This window comes from Gemmatimonadota bacterium (assembly GCA_039715185.1).
Taxonomy (GTDB): domain Bacteria; phylum Gemmatimonadota; class Gemmatimonadetes; order Longimicrobiales; family RSA9; genus DATHRK01.
Genome location: JBDLIA010000210.1, coordinates 1 through 1,544 on the forward strand (window position 1 = coordinate 1; position 1,544 = coordinate 1,544).

The 1,544-nt window shown below is 66.2% G+C and carries 1 protein-coding gene; it reads right to left on the reverse strand.

The genetic code is table 11. From position 1 onward, the window contains the following. A partial coding sequence (locus ABFS34_16785) for a hypothetical protein (GenBank protein ID MEN8377082.1) occupies positions 1-1,276 on the reverse strand: 1,276 nt, incomplete at its 3' end. Between the last annotated feature and the right edge of the window lie 268 nt (positions 1,277-1,544).

A 1,544-nucleotide genomic window follows, 5' to 3' on the forward strand; every position in this document is an offset into this window, starting at 1 on the left:
TACACAGCGACTCGAGCGAGGAGTCCGGCCCGAGCTTGTCGAGCGCCTCTCGGGTTCGCGCTCGTGCCTCGGGGCGCCGATAGCCCAGGTTCACCATCGCCGATAACAGATCTCGCTCGGTCTGAGTGCGGGCCCGGCCGCGGTCGATCGCGTCTGTGCCCATCTCTAGCTCCGCCTTGCGGCGGTTGTGCACGCCGCAGAGCTCGGCGCCATTTTCCTCCGAGTGCTCGCCTCCCCGCGCCCGCGATTGGACGTGGTCAAACTCGACGAACGCCTGCTCGCCGCAGACCCGCTCGGTGCCCTCGAAGGTGCACCGACCTCCGTCTCTGTCGTGCACCGCCCGACGGACCGCCGCCGGCACCGTCTCGGTCTCGATCTCTTCATTACGGGCCCGCGGCGCATCGACCACCGCATGCTTGCGCTTCTCGACACCGGCGACAAACAGATCCAGCGCCTCGTCGAGGATCGGCTCGATGTCGCCCGACGGGTTGCGGTGGCGATCGATGTCCCGCGCCCGCTCGAGCTTCTCAGCGACCGAGGTCGCCACCACCATCTCGATCCTGACCAGCTCATCGCCGACCGCTTTCATGCGCAACTCGCCGCGCGGCGAGTTGGCATCCGGAAACCGCGCCGCCCAGCGTACCGTTCCGGACTTCCTCGGTCCCGAGCCGCTTCGCGGCAGGGTTCGGACCTCGGTCGCCACCATCGCCTCGATCTCACGCGTCGATTTTTTGCGCGACGCCTCGAGTAGCTCTTTGCCAACCTCGCCGCCAGTCAGGTGCTTGGCCAGCGCGAGCACCCCCGACAGCGAAAGCTCGCCCGACTCGAGATGATCGATAACCTCGGGATGATCCTCCGCCGCCCTCGCCGCGCGGATCCGCTTGTACGCCGCGTCCCGCGAGTACCCGAGTCTTTCGGTGCAGTACGAAAACAGCGACGCGTACCCCATATCGATGTGGATCCGCTCGCGCTCGAGTACCACCAGGTGCGCGACGATCACCGCCGTCGCGTCCCGTTCGCGTTTGACCCACACGTCGAGTGAACCGATGACCTCACCTCGATCGAGACGTCCGACAAATTCGCGCGCGTTCATTCCCTTCTCTAACACGGCCTTTTTTTCGGACCCCGATCCTCTCTGTCCGCCGATGTGCGCGACGCTTCGCCCTCTCGATGAGAAAAAACTCTCGAGAAACGTTTCATCGCCGCACGCACGCGCACCGCTTTGCACGCGACACGCCAGCGCACCACGCCCGGATTCGGGGTGCTTTCGCGCCAAAGTCGTCAAGGGAAAAACGAACGCGTGTCGTAGCACAGTGAAAAAAAACTCATCGGTCGTCGACGCGAGCTCGGCCCCCGACGCCCCTTGTCCACAGCCGAGCCGCCCAGCGTACCGTTCCGGACTTCCTCGGTCCCGAGCCGCTTCGCGGCAGGGTTCGGACCTCGGTCGCGGCGGAGGCCGGGAGGTGCCGGCCGTAGGTTCCGGCCCCGGCCGGAGCCCGTGGTTGGTTCGGTGAGGGTGGTCTCGGCTGTGGGCAAGAACTCGC